3 protein-coding genes are annotated in these 2,459 nt (G+C 67.1%); all 3 read left to right on the top strand.

The window, feature by feature from the left end:
* Positions 1–54 precede the first annotated feature (54 nt).
* From NKG99_RS35645 to NKG99_RS35635, 3 genes are read left to right on the top strand one after another with little or no spacing between them, the layout of a single operon-like run.
* A complete protein-coding gene (locus tag NKG99_RS35645; protein ID WP_352874147.1) occupies positions 55–963 on the top strand; it encodes a tyrosine-type recombinase/integrase in 909 nt (302 codons plus the stop codon).
* A 3-nt stretch (positions 964–966) separates the two neighbouring features.
* Positions 967–2,160, top strand: a complete 1,194-nt coding sequence (locus NKG99_RS35640) for an IS91 family transposase (RefSeq protein ID WP_502911106.1) — start codon at positions 967–969, stop codon at positions 2,158–2,160.
* A complete protein-coding gene (locus NKG99_RS35635; protein ID WP_352874145.1) occupies positions 2,157–2,387 on the top strand; it encodes a hypothetical protein in 231 nt (76 codons plus the stop codon). Before NKG99_RS35640 ends, NKG99_RS35635 begins: the two co-directional genes overlap by 4 nt.
* Positions 2,388–2,459: the final 72 nt, after the last annotated feature.

Raw genomic sequence — 2,459 nt, 5'->3', positions numbered from 1 at the left:
GCGTCGTTCGGCTAGAGCAGAGCATGGCGAGCTTCTTCAACAAGGAGCCTGACCATGCACCATCCTATTCTCGATGCACGGATCAGCCCGCTGCGCCAGCGGCTGATCGACGACATGAACATGCGGCGTTTCTCACGGGAGACACAGCGCAACTATCTCCGCGATATCGGACGCCTGGCGACATTCCTCGGGCGTTCACCAGACACAGCGACCGCCGACGACCTCCGTCGGTTCCAGATCGACCAGCAGGAAGACGGCGTTCCCGTGCCGACGATGAACAGCATCGTGTCGGCGCTACGCTTCTTCTTCACCCAAACGCTCGACCGCCCGGACCTGGCCCGCCGGCTCGTCCGACTGTCGCATCCGCGCCATCTGCCCGTGGTGCTCAGTCGCGACGAGGTCGCCCGGCTGCTCAACGCCACCACGTGTCTCAAGCATCAGGCCGCATTGTCAGTCGCCTATGGCGCGGGCCTGCGTGTCGCCGAGGTGTCGATGCTGAAGGTTGCCGACGTCGACAGCGAGCGCATGCTGCTGCGCGTCGAGCGTGGCAAGGGCGGGCGCTATCGCAACGCCATGCTCTCGGAGGACCTGCTCACTCTCCTGCGGCAATGGTGGAGGGTCGGACGTCAGCAGGGCGTGATGCACCGCGACGGCTGGCTGTTCCCCGGACAGCACGCGATGAAGCCGATCAGCACGCGGCAGCTCTATCGCATAGTCGTCGAGGCAGCGCAGGCCGCCGACATCGCCAAGCGGGTGGGGCCGCACACGCTGCGTCACAGCTTCGCCACCCACCTGCTGGAGGACGGCACCGACATCCGCATCATCCAGGTCCTGCTCGGGCACGCCAAGCTCAACAACACCGCACTCTACGCCAAGGTCGCGACCCGAACGGTGCGCACGGTTACGAGCCCGCTCGACAAGCTCGGCCTGTTCAAGCCGGGAGAGATCTCGCCCGACGGTTGAGCCGTGCGTGTCTCGATCGAGGTCGCCGACATCTTCCGTGCTGCCGGGCCACCCTACCGGGCCGCCCATGCAGGTCATCTGAGCCTCGCCCAGCTCAAGGTCATGTCGGCAATCGAGCACTGCCGCACCGCCGCCCTCGGCGGTCACGTCGAAGCCTGCGAGGACTGCGGCCAATGGCGGATCGCCTACAACTCCTGCCGCAACCGGCACTGTCCGAAGTGCCAGGGCGCGGCGGCGCGGACTTGGCTGGCCGAGCGCGAGGCCGACCTGCTGCCGGTCGGCTACTTCCACGTCGTGTTTACGCTCCCCGCCGAGGTCGCCGACATAGCCTTCCAGAACAAGGCGCTCGTCTACGACCTGCTGTTCAAGGCGGCAGCGGAGACGATGCTGACGATCGCCGCCGACCCGAAGCACCTCGGCGCCAGGATCGGCATCACCGCCGTCTTACACACATGGGGCTCGGCGCTGACCCACCACCCGCATGTCCACATGATCGTGCCGGGCGGCGGCATCGCGCCGGGCGGAAGCCGCTGGGTCTCGTCGCGTCCGGCCTTCCTGCTCCCGGTGAGGGTTCTCGGCAGGCTGTTCCGTCGCCTGTTTCTCACCCGGCTGGTCGCGCTGCACGCGGCGGGCCGGCTCAGCTTCTTCGGGTTGATAGCGCACCTGCTCGAGCGGCGGGCATTCCTGCGCCATCTTGCTGCCGTGCGGAAGAAGCGCTGGGTGGTCTATGCCAAGGCCCCGTTCGCGGGACCGGAGGCGGTGCTCGCCTACCTGTCGCGCTACACCCACCGGGTCGCGATCTCGAACCGCCGCCTGATCGCCTTCGACAAGAACAGCGTCACCTTCCGCTACAAGGACTACCGCCGCGACGGCGCCGATCGCCAGCAGGTCATGACACTGGCGACCGACGAGTTCATCCGCCGCTTCCTGCTTCATGTTCTGCCGCGCGCCTTCCATCGCATCCGGCACTATGGGCTACTTGCCAGCAGTTCCCGCAACACGAGCCTCGCACTCGCCCGCGAGCTGCTCGCGGTCGCGCCTCCCCCCACGAACGACCCTGCGGCGGAACCGGACGACTTCCGGCCGCCATGCCCCTGCTGCGGCGGACGCATGATCATCATCGAGACGTTCGAACGATGGAGGCAGCCGCGCGGACCGCCGCACAAGGCGGCGACAGACCGGGAGAACTGTCCATGACCCCGCATGGTATGATCCAGCCTTCAGCCACAGGCACCCAGCCTCCGGCAACGGACCCACCCGTCTCTACGGTGATCATCGACGCCGAACCGGTCGCGTCCGGCCGCGCGACGAGCCGACGATACCGCATGGCTGAAAGGCAAAGCGGTCCGGCCGCATCAAACCCGCCGCTCGCCGGCGGCGGTCGCGCCATCGCCGACACCAGCCGCAAATCGAAATCCCCATAGCCATCGACTGTGGCCCGCGGGTTCCTTCCTCGGGGACTTTCGTACGCCTGCCGGCGCCCGAAACTCTTCACG

It is taken from the genome of Mesorhizobium sp. M1409, assembly GCF_040317535.1.
Lineage (GTDB): Bacteria > Pseudomonadota > Alphaproteobacteria > Rhizobiales > Rhizobiaceae > Mesorhizobium.
This window is presented reverse-complemented; position numbering and strand designations above follow the sequence as displayed.

Coding starts and splice junctions, on each gene's coding strand:
- NKG99_RS35645 (WP_352874147.1), top strand. CDS start 55: ATGCACCATCCTATTCTCGATGCACGGATCAGCCCGCTGCGCCAGCGG.
- NKG99_RS35635 (WP_352874145.1), top strand. CDS start 2,157: ATGACCCCGCATGGTATGATCCAGCCTTCAGCCACAGGCACCCAGCCT.